Origin of the sequence: Enterococcus sp. ARL09-542, assembly GCF_005234805.1 — a bacterium.
Classification (GTDB): Bacteria; Bacillota; Bacilli; order Lactobacillales; family Enterococcaceae; genus Enterococcus_D; species Enterococcus_D gallinarum.
Map to the genome: position 1 here is coordinate 14,252 of NZ_QPQX01000020.1, position 22,023 is coordinate 36,274.

The 22,023-nt window shown below is 41.0% G+C and carries 24 protein-coding genes; 3 read left to right on the forward strand and 21 right to left on the reverse strand.

The features are described 5' to 3' along the window. Positions 1 to 23: 23 nt before the first annotated feature. The 14 genes from DVW06_RS15225 to fabT all read right to left on the reverse strand — a co-directional run bounded on the left by DVW06_RS15225 (position 24) and on the right by fabT (position 11,189). Positions 24 to 755 (reverse strand): amino acid ABC transporter ATP-binding protein, encoded by a 732-nt coding sequence (locus tag DVW06_RS15225; RefSeq protein ID WP_137264828.1) that lies wholly within the window; start codon positions 753 to 755, stop codon positions 24 to 26. Positions 756 to 766: 11 nt separating this feature from the next. Continuing rightward, entirely contained in the window at positions 767 to 1,456 is a 690-nt protein-coding gene (locus DVW06_RS15230) for an amino acid ABC transporter permease (RefSeq protein WP_005471270.1), read from the reverse strand. Positions 1,457 to 1,473: 17 nt separating this feature from the next. Continuing rightward, positions 1,474 to 2,313: a transporter substrate-binding domain-containing protein gene (locus DVW06_RS15235; protein ID WP_005471269.1), complete on the reverse strand. Its 840-nt coding sequence runs from the start codon at positions 2,311 to 2,313 to the stop codon at positions 1,474 to 1,476. A 200-nt stretch (positions 2,314 to 2,513) separates the two neighbouring features. After that, entirely contained in the window at positions 2,514 to 3,299 is a 786-nt protein-coding gene (locus DVW06_RS15240) for an acetyl-CoA carboxylase carboxyl transferase subunit alpha (RefSeq protein ID WP_003126354.1), read from the reverse strand. Continuing rightward, entirely contained in the window at positions 3,292 to 4,161 is an 870-nt protein-coding gene (gene accD, locus DVW06_RS15245; protein ID WP_096710615.1) for an acetyl-CoA carboxylase, carboxyltransferase subunit beta, read from the reverse strand. The genes DVW06_RS15240 and accD overlap by 8 nt, the downstream gene beginning before the upstream one ends. Before the next feature lie 11 nt (positions 4,162 to 4,172). Then, positions 4,173 to 5,537, reverse strand: coding sequence for an acetyl-CoA carboxylase biotin carboxylase subunit (locus tag DVW06_RS15250; RefSeq protein ID WP_003126352.1), 1,365 nt, complete (start codon positions 5,535 to 5,537; stop codon positions 4,173 to 4,175). Between the two features lie 7 nt (positions 5,538 to 5,544). Next, positions 5,545 to 5,964: a 3-hydroxyacyl-ACP dehydratase FabZ gene (fabZ, locus tag DVW06_RS15255; RefSeq protein ID WP_029486743.1), complete on the reverse strand. Its 420-nt coding sequence runs from the start codon at positions 5,962 to 5,964 to the stop codon at positions 5,545 to 5,547. 12 nt (positions 5,965 to 5,976) lie between these two features. Next, positions 5,977 to 6,456, reverse strand: coding sequence for an acetyl-CoA carboxylase biotin carboxyl carrier protein (accB, locus tag DVW06_RS15260; protein WP_003126350.1), 480 nt, complete (start codon positions 6,454 to 6,456; stop codon positions 5,977 to 5,979). Beyond that, positions 6,457 to 7,695 carry a beta-ketoacyl-ACP synthase II gene (gene fabF, locus DVW06_RS15265; RefSeq protein ID WP_003126348.1) on the reverse strand — a complete coding sequence of 413 codons (1,239 nt, stop codon included), beginning with the start codon at positions 7,693 to 7,695 and terminating at the stop codon, positions 6,457 to 6,459. Between the two features lie 13 nt (positions 7,696 to 7,708). After that, positions 7,709 to 8,446 (reverse strand): 3-oxoacyl-[acyl-carrier-protein] reductase, encoded by a 738-nt coding sequence (gene fabG / locus DVW06_RS15270; RefSeq protein ID WP_003126347.1) that lies wholly within the window; start codon positions 8,444 to 8,446, stop codon positions 7,709 to 7,711. 9 nt (positions 8,447 to 8,455) lie between these two features. After that, on the reverse strand, positions 8,456 to 9,379 hold the full coding sequence (gene fabD / locus DVW06_RS15275) for an ACP S-malonyltransferase (protein WP_003126346.1): 924 nt from the start codon (positions 9,377 to 9,379) through the stop codon (positions 8,456 to 8,458). Between the two features lie 125 nt (positions 9,380 to 9,504). Then, positions 9,505 to 9,729 (reverse strand): acyl carrier protein, encoded by a 225-nt coding sequence (locus tag DVW06_RS15280; protein ID WP_003126345.1) that lies wholly within the window; start codon positions 9,727 to 9,729, stop codon positions 9,505 to 9,507. Positions 9,730 to 9,776: 47 nt separating this feature from the next. Continuing rightward, positions 9,777 to 10,739, reverse strand: coding sequence for a beta-ketoacyl-ACP synthase III (locus DVW06_RS15285; protein WP_029486739.1), 963 nt, complete (start codon positions 10,737 to 10,739; stop codon positions 9,777 to 9,779). Between the two features lie 9 nt (positions 10,740 to 10,748). Continuing rightward, on the reverse strand, positions 10,749 to 11,189 hold the full coding sequence (gene fabT, locus DVW06_RS15290) for a fatty acid biosynthesis transcriptional regulator FabT (protein ID WP_005471259.1): 441 nt from the start codon (positions 11,187 to 11,189) through the stop codon (positions 10,749 to 10,751). A gap of 302 nt (positions 11,190 to 11,491) precedes the next feature. On the opposite strand from fabT, the gene DVW06_RS15295 reads away from it, so the two are divergent. Beyond that, positions 11,492 to 12,448, forward strand: a complete 957-nt coding sequence (locus DVW06_RS15295; RefSeq protein ID WP_137264829.1) for a GIY-YIG nuclease family protein — start codon at positions 11,492 to 11,494, stop codon at positions 12,446 to 12,448. 90 nt (positions 12,449 to 12,538) lie between these two features. On the opposite strand, the gene DVW06_RS15300 is transcribed toward DVW06_RS15295, so the two are convergent. From DVW06_RS15300 to DVW06_RS15330, 7 genes are all read right to left on the reverse strand, one after another. Continuing rightward, the gene (locus DVW06_RS15300) at positions 12,539 to 12,769 is read right to left on the reverse strand and encodes a YkuJ family protein (RefSeq protein ID WP_137264830.1); all 231 of its coding nucleotides are present in this window, start codon (positions 12,767 to 12,769) and stop codon (positions 12,539 to 12,541) included. 84 nt (positions 12,770 to 12,853) lie between these two features. After that, entirely contained in the window at positions 12,854 to 13,729 is an 876-nt protein-coding gene (locus tag DVW06_RS15305) for an NAD(P)-dependent oxidoreductase (protein ID WP_005471255.1), read from the reverse strand. 74 nt (positions 13,730 to 13,803) lie between these two features. Further along, complete coding sequence (locus DVW06_RS15310) at positions 13,804 to 15,036, reverse strand: glycosyltransferase family 4 protein (protein WP_096710775.1); 1,233 nt, start codon at positions 15,034 to 15,036, stop codon at positions 13,804 to 13,806. Between the two features lie 22 nt (positions 15,037 to 15,058). Next, a complete protein-coding gene (locus tag DVW06_RS15315; protein WP_081132178.1) occupies positions 15,059 to 16,078 on the reverse strand; it encodes a glycosyltransferase family 4 protein in 1,020 nt (339 codons plus the stop codon). A 206-nt stretch (positions 16,079 to 16,284) separates the two neighbouring features. Then, complete coding sequence (gene ptsP, locus DVW06_RS15320; RefSeq protein ID WP_003126336.1) at positions 16,285 to 18,012, reverse strand: phosphoenolpyruvate--protein phosphotransferase; 1,728 nt, start codon at positions 18,010 to 18,012, stop codon at positions 16,285 to 16,287. Further along, positions 18,012 to 18,278 (reverse strand): phosphocarrier protein HPr, encoded by a 267-nt coding sequence (locus DVW06_RS15325; RefSeq protein WP_003126335.1) that lies wholly within the window; start codon positions 18,276 to 18,278, stop codon positions 18,012 to 18,014. The genes ptsP and DVW06_RS15325 overlap by 1 nt, the downstream gene beginning before the upstream one ends. A gap of 171 nt (positions 18,279 to 18,449) precedes the next feature. Next, entirely contained in the window at positions 18,450 to 18,632 is a 183-nt protein-coding gene (locus DVW06_RS15330) for a hypothetical protein (RefSeq protein ID WP_005471251.1), read from the reverse strand. A 250-nt stretch (positions 18,633 to 18,882) separates the two neighbouring features. Here DVW06_RS15330 and DVW06_RS15335 point away from each other — a divergent pair, with 250 nt between their 5' ends. Both DVW06_RS15335 and DVW06_RS15340 read left to right on the forward strand, forming a co-directional pair. Continuing rightward, positions 18,883 to 21,135: an ATP-dependent Clp protease ATP-binding subunit gene (locus DVW06_RS15335; protein WP_003126333.1), complete on the forward strand. Its 2,253-nt coding sequence runs from the start codon at positions 18,883 to 18,885 to the stop codon at positions 21,133 to 21,135. 163 nt (positions 21,136 to 21,298) lie between these two features. After that, complete coding sequence (locus tag DVW06_RS15340) at positions 21,299 to 21,610, forward strand: DUF1827 family protein (protein ID WP_029486733.1); 312 nt, start codon at positions 21,299 to 21,301, stop codon at positions 21,608 to 21,610. The last annotated feature ends 413 nt before the right edge of the window (positions 21,611 to 22,023 follow it).

The following is a 22,023-nucleotide window of genomic DNA, read 5'->3' on the forward strand; positions in this document are numbered from 1 at the left end:
CCAACTTCATGGTCTAAAAAAGATCATAAGACTTTTGCCAGAAAATCGATTGTCCGCGGATTTTTCGGTGCATCAAATATTTGAGCAGGAGTCCCCTCTTCCATAATGACCCCTTGGTCCATGAAAAGAACGCGGTCGCCAACCTCTTTGGCAAATCCCATTTCATGGGTAACGATCACCATCGTCATCCCTTCTTGAGCCAAACGCTGCATGACACTCAATACCTCACCGACCATTTCCGGGTCTAACGCCGATGTTGGTTCGTCAAACAACATCACTTCTGGCTGCATCGCCAATGCGCGAGCAATAGCGATCCGTTGCATTTGTCCTCCGGATAAGCTTTGAGGATAAGCTTTTGCTTTATCCGGCAACCCTACGTCAGTCAACAGTTTCTCTCCGATTTTCCGAGCGTCTTCTTTAGACATTTTTTTTACTTTGATTGGCGACAATGTAATATTATCCATTACTGTCAGATTGGGGAAGAGGTTAAAGTTTTGAAAAACCATGCCTAATTTTTCCCGCATTTGATAAATATCATTTTTTTTGTCAGTAATGTCCGTCCCTTTAAAGTAAATATTGCCGCTTGTTGGTTCTTCTAACAAATTCAAGCAGCGTAAAAAAGTACTCTTTCCCGATCCGGAAGGTCCAATCACAACAACGACCTCACCTTTTTTGATTTCAGTATTGATACCTTTAAGCACCTGATTTGTTCCAAATGTTTTGTGTAAATTCTTTACTTTAATCATTGTATCCATCTTTTTTCCTCCTATCGCCGGTAACCTTTGCCGAGTTTTTTCTCCCATAGATTCAACAAGCGGGAGGTGGTAAACGTTAAAATAAAGTAAATTACAGCGGCAACATATAAAGGAGTTAATGGCTGATACGAACTTGTCACAACAATTTGTGCGCTATTCATCAATTCGTAGATACCGATAGTGGATAACAAAGAGGAGTCTTTGATCAAAACAATGAACTCGTTACCTAGAGGAGGCAAGATATTACGCAAAGCTTGAGGTAAAATAACATACCGCATCGCTTGTGCAGGACGCAATCCTAGCGAACCAGCTGCTTCTGATTGACCAAAATCGACTGCATTGATACCACCACGAACGATTTCAGCAACGTAAGCCCCTGAGTTCAATGAAAGGGCGATAATCCCTGGGAATAGTCGTCCAAAGTCAAGATTCAACACACCAAACGAAATCGTCGGCAGTGAGAACAGCCCCTGCAATAACCCAAATGCAATCAATATCTGAACCAGCATCGGTGTTCCCCGTAACACTTCGATATATGTATTAGCGATCCAGCGTAATGGTTTTACTTTTGATAACTTCATCAATGCAAAGGTGATTCCGAGGATGGTGCCTAGGATCACTGTAATAATGGAGATGACAATCGTAATCAATACCCCTGAGATAAAGTAAGGATAATAAGTCGACAAGAAGGAAAAATCCATAAATTTACTACTCCGATCTATTCAGCCGCATTTTCGTTGGCTAAGTCTGTATTCTTTTGAACGTATTCATTAATTGTCCCTTTATCATTCAATTCTTTCAAAATACGGTTCAATTCATCTTTTAATTCTGTGCTGCCTTTTGGTAGAGCGATAGCATAAGAATCATCTGGTGAAGCTTCCAAAGCAATGTCAGCCACTGCCAAATCATCATTTTGAGCAACATATGAGTCTGCAACGGCACTTTCAAGTACTAGCCCATCGATCGATCCTTGTTTCAATTCATTGATCAAGTTAGGCACTTTCGCAATCGAAACCAATTGTGAGTCAGCTAATTGGTTTTGAACCACAGCCTCTTGGATCGATCCTTTTTGGGCGCCTACCTTCTTTCCTGAAAAGTCATCGATTGCAGACAATGCATCCGTATTGTCCTTTTTGATCACGATTTTTTGTTCAGGTGTAAAGTAGTTGTCAGTAAAATCAAATGTTTGTTTTCTTTCATCAGTTGCTGAGATCCCAGAAACCGCAATATCCGCTTTTCCTTGGCTCAATGCAGTTAGAACAGCATTGAACTCTAAGTCCATTACATTGACTTTGACGCCTAATTCTTTGGCGATTTCATTTACCAGATCAATGTCCGCGCCGACGATTTGGTCTTTACCATCAATCAAAGCATGGAACTCAAAAGGTGCAAAATCAGCTGATGTCGCTACATTTAATACACCAGCAGACTTGATAGCTTCTAGCTGATTTTGATCTCCTTTTTTTGACGAATCAGTGCTTGATGATCCACCATTCCCACATGCAGCTAAAGTTAATAAAGCAGCAACTGTTATAAATCCACTCATCAATTTCTTCATTTGTTTTCTCCCCTTATAAAATAAATAATTATGCATATATTCCCATCTTTATTCAGAATATATACATAATACCACAATGTTATTGAATTTCAAACAACTATCTGCTGATGTTTATTATATTAGAGAAATTTCACAAGGACAAATAAAAAAGCTTGAAATCAATGACGGATCAAAAATCGACATTGATATCAAACTTATGATTAAAATTTGCGAAAACGCTGATAGCGCTCAGCAAGGAGTTGGTCTATATTCTTTTGTGCTAGAGCAGCGATCTTTTTGGTGATTGCCGATCGCATTTCCGCGATCACTGTCTCTTTCGACAACAGTTCACCGTCGATGGTCTCGGGAATCACTTTTTCGATCACTCCAAGCTTGTGCAACTCTTGCGCTGTTATTTTCATGAGTCCGGCAGCTTCTTTCGCACGGCTTCCATCTTTCCAGAGGATAGATGCAAAGCCTTCCGGGGATAAAATCGCATAGATAGAATGTTCCATCATCCATACTTCATCCCCTAAAGCCAATGCCAAAGCTCCACCACTGCCGCCTTCGCCAATAATGATTGCCAAGATTGGTACTTTTAAATCTGACATTTCTAAGAGATTGCGCGCAATCGCTTCTCCTTCGCCACGCTCTTCAGCGCCGACGCCGCAATAGGCACCTGCTGTATTGATCAATGTGATAACAGGCCGTTGAAATTTCTCCGCTTGTTTCATTAGCCGCAACGCTTTTCGGTAACCTTCTGGATGAGGAGCACCAAAATTTCGTCGAAGGTTCTCTGGCAGGTTCCGCCCTTTTTGGATACCGATCACTGTCACAGGTTTCCCATCTAAGGCAGCGACCCCGCCCACAACAGCTTCATCATCGGCATAGAGACGATCCCCATGGAATTCCTGAAAATCGCTAAAAACATGTTCAAAGTAATCAAGTGCCGTCAAACGATCTTTGCTGCGGGCTAACTCAACGATCTCATGTGCCGCTTCAATCATTTGTCATCCACCCCTTTATCGTATGCAATTTAAGCAATTGGGAAATTCGTTCCCTTAATTGTGTCCGTGGAACGATTTGATCGACAAAACCATGTTCCAACAAGAACTCTGCTTTTTGGAAGTCTTCTGGCAGTTCTTGTCGAATCGTTTGTTCGATCACTCGTCTCCCCGCAAACCCAATCAATGCCTGCGGTTCAGCGAGAATCACATCTCCTTCCATTGCAAAACTTGCTGTTACGCCTCCGGTAGTTGGATCTGTCAAGACTGTCAAATAAAATAAACCGGCTTCACTATGACGCTTCACTGCTGCAGAGATTTTAGCCATCTGCATCAATGAAAAAATCCCTTCTTGCATCCGTGCACCACCAGAAGCAGTGAATAATACAACGGGTAAGTTCTTCGCAAGCGCTCGCTCAAACAATCGAGTGATTTTTTCACCTACGACAGTTCCCATACTTCCCATAATAAAGTTGGAATCCATGATTCCTATTGCCACAGGTTGCTGATTGATTGTCGCTTCTCCAGTTAACACGGCTTCATGGAGACCAGTTTTTTCCTGTACGGAAGCTATTTTTTCGAGATAATCAGGAAAGTTGAGAGGATCTTCTGTTTTCACATCTGTATCCCATTCTTCCAAGCTTTTTTCGTCGATCGTTAATGCGATTCTTTCCCAGGCACTGATACGGAAATTATAGCCGCAATGAGGACAGACTTTTTCTGCGCCCATTTCTTTTGTATATAAGGTCCGTTTACATCTGGGACATTTCGCCCAAAGATTGTCGGGCACTGTTGGTTCATTGGCAGGTGCCTGGCCGCGATTAGGATTGATGCGAATGTAATTCTTCTTTTTAAATAAAGCCATTCTCTTCCCTCCTATTGTTCAGGCGTCCAGTTTGGCAAGAATTCCTCTTGTAAAAAGGCTGTGTTGTAGTCTCCGGCAATCACTTTTGGATGACCGATCAGATCCATTTGGAATTCTGCATTCGTCACTACACCCTCAGTCACTAATTCAGCCAAAGCTCGCTGCATTTTCATCAATGCTTCAAATCGATTTTCTCCATGAACGATGACCTTTGCAATCATCGAATCATAGTAAGGAGGAATCGTATATCCAGAGTACATGGCACTATCCACACGAACGCCCAGACCTCCTCCAGGTAAAAACAAATTGTGAATTTTTCCAGGGGAAGGAGCAAAATTAAAGGCTGGATTTTCCGCATTGATACGACACTCGATGGCAGCACCTTGCATTTTGACATCTTCTTGTTTGATATCCAGCGGTTCGCCGCTAGCAATCTCAATTTGTTTTTTTACGAGATCGATATTGGTCACCATTTCTGTGATCGGATGTTCGACCTGGATGCGAGTATTCATTTCCATGAAATAGAATTCGCCAGCTTCATCCATCAGAAATTCGATTGTACCAGCATTGCGATAGCCAACAGCCTGAGCGGCGCGAACTGCTGCAGCTCCTAGTTCTTGACGTTTACTAGCTGATATTACGACCGATGGCGATTCTTCCAAAACTTTTTGATTGTTCCGTTGTAAAGAACAATCCCGCTCGCCCAAGTGAATGATATTCCCAAAAGAATCTCCTAAAACTTGGACTTCGATATGTCTTGCGGGATACACGATTTTCTCAATATACATTTCATCATTACCAAAAGCGGCTTTTGCTTCTTGCTGAGCGGAAGAAAAATGCTGCGGCAATTCTTCTTTTGTCAATACTTTACGTATGCCTTTACCACCACCGCCTGCTGCTGCTTTAAGCATCACTGGATAGCCAATTTCTTCAGCGATCGTCAATGCTTCTTTCACATCAGAAATCGCTCCTTGACTGCCGGGGATCACTGGCACTTGTGCTTCGATCATCAACCGTCGGGCATTGATTTTGTTCCCCATTGCATCGATTGTTTCACTCTTAGGACCAATAAAGACAATATTGCATTCTTCACACATAGATGCAAAACGGCTATTTTCTGATAAGAAACCAAATCCGGGATGGATGGCTTCAGCTTTGGTAACGATCGCGGCGCTTAATATTTGTTGCACATTCAAATAAGAGTCTGCTGCTTTCGCCGGGCCAATACAAATGGCTTCATCGGCAAGTTCTGCATGTAACGCTTCTTTATCTGCTTCTGAATAAACTGCGACCGTTTGGATCCCAAGTTCGCGGCAAGCACGTATAATGCGAACAGCGATCTCACCACGGTTAGCTATCAATACTTTAGAAAACATTTTTCACCTATCCAATCATGAAGGTAAGTTCTGCTTCTGCAACTTTTTTGCCATCAACATAGGCAATCCCTTTGCCGATTCCTGCTGCAGATTTTACCTTGAGTATTTCTACTTCTAAGATCAATGTATCTCCTGGTGTTACTTTTTTGCGGAATTTTGCTTTATCAAGTCCGCCGAAATAAGCGGTTTTACCTCGAAAATCCGGTAAAGACAAGAGTGCAACTGCCCCCGCTTGGGCCATTGCTTCAACGATCAATACACCAGGCATGACTGGTTCATGAGGAAAATGGCCTTGAAAAAAAGGTTCGTTGATGGTCACGTTCTTCTTTGCTACCACCCGTTTTCCTTCTTCTAGTTCTTCAATGCGATCCACTAAGAGCATAGGATAGCGATGGGGAATGATTTCTTTGATTTCTTGAATTGACATAACTGACATAGCTTACCCTTCTTTCACACGGAATAATGGTTGATCGTATTCAACGATCTGCTCATTTTCAACTAAGATTTCAACTAATTCGCCATCAACATCGCTAACAATTTCATTCATTACTTTCATTGCTTCAACGATACAAAGGACATCCCCTTTTTTGACAGAATCGCCGATTTGTTTGAATTGGCTTTGTTCAGGACTAGGTTTTAAGTAAACCACACCCACTAAAGGTGAAACGATCTCCGTTCCCGCTATAATTGGCTCTGAACTAACCTCGAGGGTTCCAGCAGCTGTTGGTTGTACGCTTGGTACTGGTGCAGCTGCAGGGATGCTTTCAACTTTGACATCTGAACTCTCGGATGATACTTGACGGCTACTGAACGAATTTTTATTAAAATAAAGTTCGATGTTTTCTTTTTTGAGCTGCAATTCAGTCAAAGAGGACTGATCAAATTGGGAAAGCAGATCCTTGATTTCATTTGTTTCCAATTAAGCTTCCTCCCAACGTTTCAATAAGATGACTGCATTGTGTCCACCAAAACCTAGTGAGTTACTCATTGCATACGTAATTTCTGCTGGCTGGCTTTGGTTTTTCACAATATTTAAGTCGATTTCAGGATCTTGTTCACGAACATTGATGGTCGGTGGAATAAATTGATGCTGCAAGGCTAAAAGCGAGGCAATTGCTTCGATTCCTCCTGCTGCCCCCAATAGATGTCCTGTCATAGATTTTGTACTGCTGACGTAAGGTTTGCGATAGTCGTCCCCTAAACCATATTGGATCGATGTAGCTTCAGCTACATCATTAGCTGGTGTGCTTGTTCCGTGAGCATTGATATAGCCTACTTCGGCTGGAGTGATCGCTGCTTCAGACATCGCGAGTTTCATTGCTTTTCCAGCACCTGAACCGTCAGGATTCGGTGCAGTCATATGGTAGGCATCACAATTGGCACCATAGCCAACAACTTCCCCGAGAATCTTCGCTCCGCGCTTTTGGGCATGTTCAAATGATTCTAGAATCAAAACCCCAGCACCTTCTCCCATAACAAACCCGCTGCGGTTTTTGTCAAATGGTGTGGATGCTTTGTCTGGATCAGATTCCGTTGTTAATGCCGTTAAAGAAGCAAAACCAGCGATACCAATCTCACAAATCGTTGATTCAGATCCGCCAGCAATCATCACGTCTGCATAACCATGTTTGATATTGCGGAAAGCCTCACCAATCGAATGAGTACCGGATGCACAAGCAGAGACCGTAGTTGTACAAATACCTTTTGCCCCCACACGCAATGCAATGTTTCCTGCCACCATGTTGACGATCGACATGGGCACAAACATTGGAGACACACGATTTGCACCTTTTTCATGCATTCGAATCACTTGGTCTTGAATAGTTGGCAAACCTCCAATACCTGATCCGACCATGACACCGAATCGATCGGCATCTAACGCTTCAGAATTCAAACCCGCCATTTTCATTGCTTCAAGGGCAGCATAGATCCCATAAATCGAAAAAAGATCCATCCGTTTCGTATCTTTTTTGACAAAGTATTTTTCTAGTGGAAACTCTTTGACTTCAGCTGCTACTGAAATCCCTGTTCCACTGGCGTCAAATTTGGTAATGGGGCCAATCCCATTGGTTCCATTTTGCAAACTAGCTAAAAATGTTTCTGGATCATTCCCTATTGGGGAAGTCACACCGTATCCTGTAATAACTACTCGATTCATAAGTATCTCCTTTCTATCCTTGCATGGCCATTCCGCCATCTACGCTGACTACTTGACCTGTGATATAAGCGCTTTGGGCCAAAAAAACCGCAGCTTTTGCGACATCTTCTACAGCACCAAATCGCTGCAACGGAATATTATTGATCGATTGTTCTTTTACCTTATCAGAAAGAACTGCGGTCATCTCCGTTTCAATAAATCCTGGTGCGATCGCATTACAGGTAATGCCTCTAGCCGCTCCTTCGCGGGCAACTGATTTGGTAAAACCAATCACGCCAGCTTTACTTGCTGCATAATTTGCTTGACCAATGTTGCCAGTCAATCCTACGACACTAGTCAAATTAATGATACGTCCTTCGCGTAGTTTCATCATCTTTTTGAGAGCTACTTGCGTCATGTTGAAGGTTCCAGTCAAATTGATCTTCAATACACTTTCAAATTCTTCTGGTTTCATGCGCAACAATAACTTGTCATTGGTGATTCCTGCGTTGTTGACTAAAATGTGGATCGGTCCTAATTCAGCTTCCGCTTGTGCAAGCATCGAAACAGCTTGATCGTATTCGGATATATCACCGTTGACTGCGATGCATTTCACACCAAAACGGGTAATCGTCTCTATAAGAGTTTGAGGTATCTCTTTCCGCCCATTCAATACGATATTGGCTCCTTCTTTGGCAAATGCTTCTGCAATGCCAAAGCCAATCCCTCTTGAACTACCAGTAATAAAGACATTTTTATTTGTCAGTTCCATAAATTCCTCCTAATCAAACCTTGAAAGTGTGTCAAAAAGTGTTTGAGCATCTTCCACTCTCGAAGCAGCAATGGTTTTGTCGATTTTTTTCAAAAAACCGGTCAATACTTTTCCGGGACCGATCTCGATCATCTGCTCAATTCCCATTTGTTTCAACTGCTCGATGCTTTCATAAAAACGCACAGGTGATTTGACTTGCTTCTCTAATAATTCTTTGACTTGTTCTTGTTTCATCGGTTTCGCAGTCGTGTTGCTGATCACCGGCACCTGTAAATCTTTGATTTCAATTTTCGCCAGCTCTTGAGCAAGTTGTTTAGAAGCGGGTTCTAAAAGTTTTGTATGGAAAGGGCCGCTGACATTTAATGGAATCATTCGTTTGGCTCCCGCCGCTTGCAATAACTGAACGGCTTGGTCAACCGCAGCTACTTCCCCACCGATGACAATTTGCTGCGGCGTATTGTAATTAGCTGGCGAAACGATCCCTACTTGGCTAGCTTCTTTACAAATCGCCTCAATGGTTTCAGCCGGAGTATTCATCACAGCGACCATTTTACCCACACCCTGTGGTGCGGCATTTGCCATAAACTTGCCGCGTTTTTGCACGAGGGCTACAGCAGTTTGAAAGTCTAATGCGCCGCTTGCTACTAATGCGGAATATTCACCTAAGCTCAAACCAGCCAAAGCATCGGCCTGGAGACCTTTTTCTTTTAACAAACGCCAAAAAGCCACACTGACGGTTAAAATGGCTGGCTGCGTATATTCAGTTTGATTCAAACGGTCATTTTCAGTAAAACATAGTTCAGTCATATCATAGCCGAGCATCTCACTTGCTTCCGTAAAGGTTTGTTGAACACTTGATTCTTGCTGATATAACTCCTGACCCATTCCTACATATTGGGCTCCTTGACCGCTGAATAAAAATGCTGTTTTCATTTTAAACTCCTTTTTTGAACTGAAAGATTTTGGAGAAAATGGCATCTTCACTCGCAGATCTCAGCGAGTGAAACACACTCTTTCTATTACAAGGAAAGGCTAGGCTGTTTGCCTAGCCTCGTTTTTTATGCTTGTTGTTTTTCAACGTATTTAACTAGATCTTCGACAGTTTTGATGCCGTCTTCAGTTTCGATTTTTACATCGAATTCATCTTCGATCTCGTTAATGATTTGGAAAAGGTCTAAGCTGTCTGCTTCAAGATCCTCTTGAATGTTTGTGTTTAATTTGATTTCTTCTTTTTCTTTTCCTAATTCTTCTGCTACGATTTCTTGAATTTTTTCGAATACCATGTGTATATTCCTCCAATGTGTTTTCTTCAATATTGATTGTGAACAGGCTATAAAGCTGCCAGCATGGTCCCCCATGCTAATCCGCCGCCGAAACCTGAGAACACCACTTTTTGTCCGCTGCCTAAAGACAGCGTGCCGCGTTTCACTTCTTCATCTAACAAAATCGGAATTGAAGCGGCTGAAGTATTGCCATAAAATTGCATATTTTGCAAAAACTTATGTCGCGGGACCTTTAATTTCCGAGCCACTTTATCTAAGATTCGGGAATTGGCCTGATGCAACAAGTAATAATCTACCGATTCATGCTCACTGATTGCATGAATGGATTGAACGACATCGCGTGTCGCAAAATCAAAAATTTCACGACCAACCATCTGCATACAAGCACTGTATTGGGTTGACGAACTTCCGTAAGGATTCTTATTTTCAACAAAACCTGATGTCAGAGAGAGTCCTCTGGTTCCATCAGACTGCAGCGATTCCTTCAAGAGATGCTGATGGTTGGTTGCTTCTAAAAGCACCCCGCCTGCCCCGTCTCCAAATAAAACTGCGGTTGAACGATCTTCCCAATCCAAGACCTTTGACAGCACTTCACCGCCAATGACGAGCCCTTTTTTAGAACCGGTCCGAATCAATTTTTCTGCTAAAGACAATGCATAAACAAATCCGGCACAAGCTGCGCTGATATCAAAAGCAAAAGCTTGATGGGCGCCAATATTCCCTTGAACTTGGCAAGCAACTGCCGGTGTATTGAAATCCGGAGTGATGGTCGCTACTAGGATAAAGTCCAATTCATCTGGAGCAAGTCCCCTTGATGCCAAAAGTTTCGTAGCAACATTCGTACATAAATCGGAAGTATTTTCTCCATTACTAATTCGACGTTCTTTGATTCCTGTACGTGAAAAAATCCAGTCATCTGATGTATCCATAATTTCTGAAAGTTGCTGATTCGTCACGATTTGTTCAGGAACATAGCTTGCTGTTGCGGTAATCTTTCCAAACATATTCATCCGTTACACTCACTTATAATCTTGTAAAAAGTCATGCAGATTTTTTAAGGCTTTAAGTAAAGCTTGCTCTTCATCCGTAGACATCTGGCTTAGAACGCCTTTGACCATCTCACGGTGAAAATGTTGATGTACCCGATAAAGCAATTTGCCTTTTTTTGTCAACGCAAGTTTGACTACGCGTCGATCGTCTTCACTGCGAATGCGTTCTACATATTCTTTTTTAACCAAACGATTGATTGCAATGGTGAGGGTCCCAACAGTAATAGAAAGCTCTTTAGCGACTTCTGAAGTTGTTTTCTTCTTGTACATGCCGATTGCTTCAATCGTATGCATTTCTGTGATTGAAAGATCTTTAAATTGTGATTTCTTTAATTCTGATTCTTCGATCACGAGAATGTCATTGAAGACACTGACTAAATAGTCGTTGACCGTTTCTAAATTTGGTTCCATATCTTTCACCATCCGAATAGTTTGATAATCAAATCATTTGATAGTCAAACTATAAAGTAACTTTTAGAGAATTGCAAGAAAATTTTTTGATTTTTATTTTTTTTAAGCGCATTTTTATTTTCAGTACGCTTTTCTAACCTTCACAAGTTTTTAAGTTGACAATTACCAGAGAATCGAGTAGTTAAAAATTATTTTGATTATCAAAGATTTCTTCCATCATTTCACGAAAATGATTATCGTGTCAGAACATCACTTGTTCTACACCTTAAATTTTGGTATCGTTGCAGTGTAGAAATGAGGTGATGGACATCAACGCACGGATCGAATACTTAAAGCAAAAAGCAAATGCGTTACCCCAAAAACCTGGGATTTATTTAATGAAAGATTCTCATGGCGGAATTCTGTATGTTGGAAAAGCCAAGCAATTGAAACAACGAGTTTCTTCTTATTTTCGCAAAAATACACAGCATACAAACAAGATTCTGCGTTTAGTTCACAATGTCGTAGATTTCGAAACAATTTTCGTAGACACAGAACTCGATGCGCTATTGTTAGAATGTCAGTTGATTCAGCAACATCGTCCCATTTATAACCGTCAAATGACCAACTTTCTTAATTACCAATACATCCGCTTTGATGCAGGAAACATCGTTCGAACAAATGAGGCAGCAGAGGATGCAATAGGACCTTTTCGCCGATCCAAGCAATTGCCGGAAATCATTGAGATATTGACAGAAACGTATCAATTACCTTCTGTCAATCCTTATAAACTTCTCTCGTTGTCCAAACAGTTGCCGTTGATGCAAACTATTCCTTTGGAAGAAAAACTGAATGAGCTGAAACTTTTCTTTCGTGCAGAAAGCAAGACAATATTTAGTTATCTCGACCAACGATTGCATTATTTTGCGGAACAGTTACTTTTTGAACAGGCTGATCAACTACTGTACCAAAAAAAATTGCTTCAATCCTTTTATCGAGAAATTCTCGAGGTGAATACTCTGATCGCTCTCCCAGAATTTCGCTTTGAGATTCCTCTTGAAACCTCTCTTGAAGCTTCTCTTGCTGCCGATTCATCACAAGTAAAAGTCTATCAACTCTCTTTTGGACAAATCATTCATAGCGAAGTTGTATCAACCTCTGATGCTTTTGTTCCAGCACCTTTAACAACAGCTAAACGATTGCTGCCAACAGACCTTGACCCTCTACATATAATTTTGCGCCAGTTAAGACAATTAAATTTTGTGCTGTCAAATACCTAAACGCTCAAATGATTGCAACAAAAAACCAGCGCTCCTTAAAGAGGAACGCTGGCAATGCGTATGGCATTTTTCATCTGAACGCTGATACGTTTATTGGATCAAATCATAAATTTCCATGGCTACAATATCAATATTATCAAATTGATAAGACTGACTTGACTCTGCTTCCGTTAACTCAAACGTTTCTGTGGTGTTATCGTAGGTTACTGTGCATTTTTCTACGCCTTCTTTTTCGAAACGGCGAACTTGAACCTCGTTGTCTTGCGCTTCGACCATCGCTTCTAAACGTTTGATGATAGCGACTAATTGCGAACTTTTCATTCGTAAGCCTCCTTTTTCTGTCCGTTATATTGTATCAAATCATATTCTATCTTGCATTGATTTTTTACAATTTATTTTGTCATTTTAAGATTTTTTTCCATCTTGCCACCAAAGCTTAATCAGGGCTTGAGTCCCATCACTTTCATAGCCAGCTTCCGCTAAGCGATCGTACATTTTTTTTGCCAAAGCCGTACTTGGCAAATCCAGTCCCATTTTCGCTGCTTCATCAAGTGCGATACCTAAATCTTTGATAAAATGTTTGACAAAAAAACCAGGTGAAAAATCTTCTTTCAAAATACGGGGGCTGTAGTTGGCCAATGACCAGTTTGCGGCGCTGCCACCAGATAATGTCTCAATGACTTGCGGAAGTTCTAAACCTGCTTTATCGGCATAGACGAGCATCTCAGTCATTCCAGTCATCGTGCCAGCAATCATGATCTGATTGGCCATTTTTGTGTGCTGGCCTTTGCCGGCAGAGCCATGAAGATGACACGTTTTTCCGACAATCTCAAATAGTGGTTCAACTTTTTGATAGGCTTCCTCGTCACCACCCGCCATTATCGTCAACGTTCCATTTTTTGCTCCAAGGTCACCACCAGAAACTGGCGCATCAATACTTGCCGCACCATGCTCTTTTGCCGTTTGATAGATTTGTTCTGCTAATTTTGGCGTACTAGTTGTAAAGTCAACTAAATATTTTGCCGCGACATCGGTTTGAAAAATTCCCTTTTCTCCATAGTAAACTTCCTCAACATCTGCAGGATAGCCGACCATTGTGAAAACAACTTCACTTTCAGCAGCAACTATTTCAGGCGTATCACACCAAACCGCTCCCTTAGCGACTAATTCGTCTGTTTTGCTTTTTGTACGATTATACACATTTACATGATGTCCGCTTGCTAAAAAGTGACCGACCATTGATTGGCCCATGACACCCGTTCCAATAAAACCTAGCTTCATAGTCATACCTCCAAAAATAAAAAAATTCACGTCTTTAGTATACGCTAAAAACGTGAACTTGACTGCAATAATGTTTAATCAATTGTTCGTTTAAATGATTTCAATTTGACTTTGAATTTTTTCAATGTTTCTTCGGTTTCCTTGTCTAGGCGTTCTGTCTCATAGTAAGCAATCATATCATGGTAAAAAGAAAGCATCGATTCACCAAAGTGTGCCGCAGAGATTTCATACATTTTTCGTGCTAAGACACTTTCATTCCTAGGAATCTGCTGTTGATAATAATGAATAAATGCAGAAGCAAAATCTTGATCGGTGTCAAAGGTCACACCAAGAGATGGATCATCGATCAATGTATTTAAATAATCATTGCCTTCAACGACTAAAGGCGTACCTGCTGCCATTGCTTCTGTATACGTCAGTCCTTGTGTCTCTGAAGTAGAAGCACTGACGAAGAAATCTGCTGCATGATAATAGATGGCTACTTCATCATTTGCAACCTCTCCAACAAAATGAACATGGTCAGACAAGTTCATTTCTTGAACTTTTTCTTCCAATTTTTCTTTGTAAGGCCCTTTGCCCACGATCACTAATTTGGCTGAAGGAATTTTTGCTAGAATATCAGGCAGTCCATCAACGATCGCTTGGATATTTTTCTCATAAGAAATACGACTCAATGATAATAACATTGGCTGGTCTTCTTCAATCGCCAATTCTTGACGCAAGGCTCGTTTCATTTCCAGAGTGATATCCGGACGGCGAAATTTCTCTACCTCAATACCAGTGGGAATGATGCGCATCGGCGACACAACGCCATAACTGCGTAGTGTATCGATGACCCGTTCACTCGGGCAGACAACCCCAGTAGAATGATTGGCAAACAGACGAGAGAAATACTTTACGTGTGTAGGTCGCAAAACTTTTCCTTTCGCAATATAATGCAGATAATCTTCATACATTGTATGATAGGTATGAATCACAGGAATCTGTAGTTTTCGACCCACCATTTTTCCCAGTAGTCCCGCACCAAATTCAGTATGGGTATGAATCAGTTCTAGTTCCAACTCTTTCGCAATCAAATAGGCATACCACATGCCCCGCACCACGATTCTACGGTCTTTGAAAGACACGAAAGGCACACTAGGCATACGAATGATATCTTCCTCATCCATTTCTGCATTTGGATCTGTAGTCGTAAAGATATAGACCTTATGGCCCTTCTTTTCCAACTCTTCTTTTAATGTTTTGATCGATGTCGCTACACCGCTCACTTGCGGAAAATATGTGTCTGTAAAAAATCCGATTTTCACAACGGTACCTCCAAACTTGCCGTCAATCAACGGGTTTTTCTTCTAAAACGCTTTGATAAACTTTCTTTAACTCTTTTCCAATTTCTTCAATACTCCGTTCTGCAGCTGCTTGATAGCCGGCAGCTGACAGATCTGGTACACGACCTTCTACGATGTTAGCAATTTGTTCAACGAACTCATCAACTGTCCGTCCCATATAAGAATTTTGATTCTCTTGCAACCAACCATGATAAACAGGAATGTCACGCACTAGAACTTTCTGCTTACTAGCAAGCGCCTCTAACACAACGATCCCTTCTGTTTCTTCATAGGAAGGAAAGAAAAACAGATCTGCTCCAGAATAGGCCCCCTCAATGACATCTCCTTTGATATAGCCAGGAAAAATAACATTTTCAGGATGGTTTTCTTTCACGAGATCTCGAACCGCTTTAGGGATCGTATACATAGGTGTATGTCCAAACCAAATAAAAGTATACTCTGGCATGCGGCGAGCAATCTCAACAAAATCGACAATTCCTTTTCTCTCAAAATACAAGCCAACAGAAATAATCACTTTTTGATCCGCCGACAATTGGAAATAGTCGCGAAAAGCCTGTTCTTTTTTTGGTTCCGGACGATATTTGTCCAAATCAATCCCATTAGAGATCGCACAGATCGGTACCTTGATGCCATACCCTTCCAATAGTTCTTTTGCGTAGGGCGTTGGGGTTATCAATTGATCGGCTCGGGAATATAAATTGATCAAATATTTTTTGTATAATGGCGATAACTGGTTTGAGCCGATAAATGAATTTCGAAAATCTTCTTCAGTCGAATGCGCATGGTAAATTACCTTTTTGCCTTGTTTCCTTGCTTTATTGATTTGATTCAACGAATTGATCCCATACGTATTAATATGAAGTATATCATAATCCTCAGCTTGTTTGTCTAATGTATATTCAACACCGATACTGCTCAGTGCACGTTGCTGATGCGCAAGTGCTCTGCCGATACCAGATTTCTCTAAAAGCTTTTCACTTTCAAAATAGAGAAGTACTTTCAAACGAGATTCCTCCTTCTAAACTGTTACATCTAGTATAACATAGCTAGACGAGAACACCCTCCAACTCAAGGCCTAGTTTTTGTATTGATTTCTATCATACGTCAAAAAGCTGGTTTATCAAAGGTCATCAAAACAATATGACAAAACTGTTCGCTCCCAGACCACAAAAAAAGCAGCAAGCGAATTCGCTTGCTGCTAACTTTTAACTACTTTACATATTGATTGATCAATTCGACTACTTCTTCCATCGTATCGCAATCTTCCAAAGCACGTTTTGCTAATTCTTGCATGTCAGTTGTTGACAAGCGTTTCATTAAGCTCCGTGTTTTAAGTACAGAAGTTGCGCTCATAGAGAATTCATCTAAGCCCATACCGACTAGAAGTGGCACAGCAGTTTGATCGCCAGCCATTTCTCCACACATACCAGCCCATTTACCTTCAGCATGTGCTGAATCGATTACGTTTTTGATCAAACGTAGAATAGATGGGTTATATGGTTGGTAAAGATATGAAACTTGTTCATTCATACGGTCTGCAGCCATTGTGTATTGGATCAAGTCATTGGTACCAATACTGAAGAAGTCTACTTCCTTGGCAAATTTGTCAGCTAAAACAGCTGCTGCAGGAATTTCGATCATGATACCTACTTGAATATCTTCAGAGACAGTTACGCCTTCATCGATCAATTTTTGACGTTCTTCTTCGTACATTTTTTTCGCAGTACGGAACTCTTTCAATGTTGCCACCATCGGGAACATAATACGCAAGTTTCCGTGAGCAGAAGCACGTAACAGCGCACGAAGTTGTGTACGGAACATGCCGTCACCCAACTCAGATAAACTGATACGCAATGCACGATAGCCTAAGAATGGGTTCATTTCGTGTGGCAATTTCAAGTAAGGAAGTTCTTTGTCCCCACCGATGTCCATTGTACGAACAACGACTGGTTTACCAGCCATTCCTTCAAGAACTGCTTTGTATGCTTCATATTGGTCATCTTCTGTAGGAAAATCAGGAGAATCCATGTACAAGAATTCTGTCCGGTATAAACCGACAGCTTCTGCACCATTGTTGTGAACACCTTCAAGATCTTTAGGCGTTCCGATATTTGCAGCTAATTCAAAGTGCTTGCCGTCAGCTGTAACGGTTTGAGCATCTTTCAATTTTTCCCATTCTGCTTTTTGTTCCGCGTAAGCTTTCCCTGCTTCAATAAATTCAGCAGCTTGGTCTTCAGTAGGATTGATGATAACATCTCCTAAGATTCCGTTAACTGCCAGAATATCACCAGCATTCACTTTAGCTGTGATTTCTTTTGATCCTACGATTGCAGGAATCTCAAGAGATCGAGCCATGATTGCTGAGTGAGAGGTACGTCCCCCGATATCAGTTACAAAAGCTTTAACGAAGTTGCGGTCTAATTGCGCAGTATCACTTGGTGTCAAATCGTGAGCAACGATAACAACTTCTTCGTTGATCATTGAAGGATTTGGCAACGTCACATTTAGCAAATGTGCCAAGATACGTTTCGCAACGTCTTTGATGTCCGCTGCACGTTCTTGCATGTATGCATTGTCATCCATTGCTTCAAACATGCCGATATACATGTCAGTGACTTCTTTCAATGCAGCTTCTGCATTGACTTTGTTATCTGCCATGTTTTGTTTGATTTGTCCGATCATTTCAGGATCTGACAGAACCATTAAATGAGCATCAAATACTTGTGCTTCTGCCTCGCCTAAAGATTGCGCTGCTTTGTCACGGATTTGTTGCAATTCCGCTGTTGACTTTGCTAGAGCTTCATCTAAACGAGCTTCTTCTGCTGCCGTATCTTCAACATTTACTTTTGAAAAAGATAAATCAGGTTGTACTAACAGGTAGGCTTTGGCAACGGCTACACCATCACTAGCAGCAATTCCTTTTAGCATCTCAACCATTATTCAGACAAACCTTCTTTTTTCATTGTTTCAACGATTGCAGCGATTGCATCTGCTTCGTCAGCACCTTCAGCAGTGATTGTAACGTCAGAACCTTGACCAACACCTAGAGACATAACGCCCATGATTGATTTAAGGTTTACTGATTTACCTTTGTACTCCAAGTTGATATCAGAGTTGAATTTGCTTGCTGTTTGTACTAATAAAGTAGCTGGACGTGCGTGAATCCCTGTCTCAGCAACTACGTGAAAATCTTTCTTTTCCATATTGATCAATCTCCTTTATGATACGGTTTTTTTGTGGTGAAGGCTTTTTTTGACTCAGTCAATTGTCAGACTCAAAAAAACGCCCTTTCAACTGTTAAGATTACCATTTTTTTCTCTGATAGACAACCGTTTTCTCTTAAGAAAACGACTGAAATGAACCTATATTTGTTTTTATGGTTGGTACCGATAGATGATCTTGCCATTCAAGCCAGCCTCGCCGACAAATTTCATGCGGTCTTCCAATTTTAACCATGCTTCTCGAAATAGCAGAAATTCGGATTGTTCTACCAGCAATTCGTCGATTTCTCCAGAGCGCAACTGTTCAATTTGTTCAACAAATCGATTTTCATTCATCTCTATCACCTCTTCATCTTCTCCATTATAAACGATTCTTTTTTCAGGGAAAAGTTGTTTCCGTCATCAAAGCTGAAATCCTTGCAGTCTGAAAAAAAAATTGTATAATAAAGTTATGGTCAGTAAAGGTCAATGAAATTTTTGACGCTGCTGACAATTATTCACCGAATCTGCAAGTGTATCTTTTTACCATGAGTAAAAATCGCGGTAGAATGATAGATGAGCAAATGATAAGAAAGGTCGTGAACATATGCTTTGTCAAAACTGCGGTAAAAATGAAGCTTCTATTCATCTTTATGCCAATGTCAATGGTCAAAGAAAACAACTCGATTATTGTCAAAGTTGTTACCAAAAATTAAAAGCACAATCTGGAAATCCAACAAATATGATGGCTCAGGATCCCTTCGGCTTCGGAAATCTTGATGACCTTTTTCGACAAATGTCTCGCCAAATGCAACAAGGAAATTCACCTTATGAACAAACGCCTCCAACTCAAACTGGAGGAAACGGCATAATCGGCGGACAACCTCCGCGCAATGGCCAAGCACCTTCTGGTCTTTTAGGCGAATACGGCATCAATATCACACAACAAGCTCGAGACGGCGGGATCGATCCAGTCGTAGGACGTGACGATGAAATTCGTCGGGTGATCGAGATCTTGAATCGCCGAACGAAAAACAATCCTGTATTGATTGGTGAGCCTGGTGTAGGTAAAACCGCTGTCGTGGAAGGTCTGGCACAAAAAATTGTCGACGGTGACGTTCCTCAAAAACTAATGGATAAAGAAGTGATTCGCTTAGATGTTGCGTCACTGGTTCAAGGAACGGGTATTCGCGGACAATTTGAAGAGCGAATCCAAAAATTGATTGAAGAAATCAAACAAGCCGAAAATGTCATCTTATTCATTGATGAAGTCCATGAGATCGTGGGCGCAGGGGCTGCTGGTGATGGCAACATGGACGCTGGAAATATTCTGAAACCAGCATTGGCTCGCGGTGAATTACAAATGGTCGGCGCAACGACATTGAACGAATATCGCATCATTGAAAAAGATGCAGCATTAGAACGTCGTTTGCAACCTGTCCGAGTCGATGAACCTTCTGTAGAAGAAACCATCAGTATTTTGAAAGGATTACAGCCTCGATATGAAGATTACCATCATGTAAGATATACGGATGAGGCAATCAAAGCCGCTGCTACCCTTTCCAATCGCTACATCCAAGACCGTTTCTTGCCTGATAAAGCAATCGATCTTCTGGATGAGACCGGCTCGAAAAAAAATCTGACTATTCAAATTGTTGATCCGAAAACAATCGACAAGAAATTGCAAGAAGCAGAAGAACAAAAACAAGCTGCTTCTAGAGAAGAAGACTTTGAAAAAGCTGCTTACTACCGAGATCAAATCAATAAGCTGCAAAAAATGAAAGAACGTCAAATCAGTGAAGAAGAAACTCCCGTGATCACCGAAAAGGATATGGAGCAAATCGTTGAAGAACGGACGGGCATTCCGGTTGGCGAACTCAAAGAAAAAGAACAAACTCAGTTGAAAAACTTAGCTCAAGATCTGAAATCGCATGTAATCGGACAAGATGAAGCAATCGATAAAGTTGCTAAAGCGATCCGTCGTAATCGTGTGGGATTAGGAAAACAAAGCCGTCCGATCGGTTCGTTCCTTTTTGTCGGACCAACTGGTGTTGGTAAAACAGAACTTGCTAAACAACTTGCCTATGAAATGTTTGGCTCTGAAGAATCAATGATTCGTTTTGACATGTCAGAATACATGGAAAAACACAGTGTCTCCAAACTGATTGGTTCTCCTCCTGGTTATGTTGGTTATGAAGAAGCTGGACAGTTAACGGAAAAAGTCCGTCGTAACCCTTATAGCTTAATTCTTTTAGATGAAATCGAAAAAGCTCATCCTGATGTTCTGCATATGTTTTTGCAAATCTTGGATGACGGTCGTTTAACTGATGCTCAAGGACGCACGGTCAGCTTCAAAGACACATTGATCATCATGACAAGTAATGCCGGCACTGGAAAAGTAGAAGCCAATGTTGGTTTTGGAGCAGCCCGGGAAGGTGTCACACGATCTGTCTTGAATCAGTTAAATAACTACTTCACACCAGAATTTCTGAATCGCTTTGATGGCATCATTGAATTCAAAGCATTAAGCAAAGAAAATCTGTTATCCATCGTTTCTTTGATGCTCGCAGATGTCAATCAAACCTTAGCCAATCAAAAATTGCATATTGAAGTTCCAGAAAATGTCCAAGAAAAATTGGTAGAGCTTGGTTATAGTGCTACGATGGGGGCTCGCCCATTACGCCGAACGATTCAAGATCATATCGAAGATGGTATCGCAGAATTTTATCTTGATCATCCTCTAGTCCATGATCTACAAGCAACTTTGGATTCTGAAGACAAAATCATTGTGACAGCAAAAACTGTTGACACACCCGAAGAGCCAAAGGAACAAGAAAAACAGCCATCTGATGATGAGTAAAATCCTCGCAACAGCCAGACATCGTACCTTATTTGTCTAGATTTCTATGCCAGACGCCTGAATAACCTCAAAAAAACCAAGGTTTTCAAGCTGTCTGGCTTTTCTTTTTAAAAAAAACGCCCTATAATATTAGTAAAAATACATAGAATGTGAGGTGAGTATGGTGAAATTGATCAATGTGACAAACAGCCATTCTCGATTAGTTATGAATCAGCTTGAAAATACCGATGCTGAAATGGTAAAAGTATATACTGCCGGAGACATCACAGTCATCTTTACTTCTGCTCCAAATCACAACGAAATATTGCTGATCAACAAAAAACGCGCAATCAAACCTACCGAAATTGAAGAAATCAAACATTACTTCTTGAAAAAATTACCGCCTGGTTCTTATGAACCTGAAACGATCTCAGTTATTGAAATGCCAGATATTGTAGAAATTTCTATCCAAAAATCGCTTTCTTCGCAAACCTAATACCAATAAAATCACTATAAAAAAATATCTATAAAAGATGACTGTCACAGCCCTCTTTTATAGATATATTTTTTTGACTTATTTATCGTTGCCCCTGCGAAAAAAAAACAATCTTTAAGCAAAAGCATCTGTGCCATGACTCAATCAACAGATCGATCCTAACTAATTTTTGGGGGCACTTTCAGATCGAATTCGCCGTTCGATGATCCTCCCATTGATAAATATCCCTAACCTTTTCCATGTTTCACTGTTATGGATATCCTCAAGAAAGAAAAAACACTGATTCTTTTTTGATTCAACAAATCGATCAGAGATAACGATATCTGCTTCTGCAAGGGGAGCGTCAATAATTTTGTGTAAATGATTCTTCCCTACTGCAGATTGTTTCTAATTCTCAATCAGTTGGCTTAGCA